Genomic DNA, 208 nt, shown 5'->3' with positions numbered 1-208 from the left:
CTCGGTGGGCACCCGCGGCAACATGGAAGTGGAGCTGCGCGTGATGGGCAAAGCCATTCCGGTGAAGGCCGAAGAGAATGCGGGCGTTGCCGGCGAGTATTTTTCAGTTAACAACCAGTTACCGCTACGCGGTAGCCAGCACTTCCTTTACACGGGCGGCGGCGTCCTTCAGCAGGGTAGCCGATTTCACTTGTAGACCGCTTTCGTC

The 208-nt window shown here is 59.1% G+C and carries 1 protein-coding gene; it reads left to right on the top strand.

The annotated features are described in order from the left end of the window. A partial coding sequence (locus BEN48_RS19010; RefSeq protein ID WP_158010092.1) for a hypothetical protein occupies positions 1-196 on the top strand: 196 nt, incomplete at its 5' end. Between the last annotated feature and the right edge of the window lie 12 nt (positions 197-208).

Origin of the sequence: Hymenobacter glacialis, from assembly GCF_001816165.1 — a bacterium.
Lineage (GTDB): Bacteria > Bacteroidota > Bacteroidia > Cytophagales > Hymenobacteraceae > Hymenobacter > Hymenobacter glacialis.
Note: the sequence above shows the minus strand (reverse complement) of the source record. Positions and strands in the feature narration are given on the sequence as shown.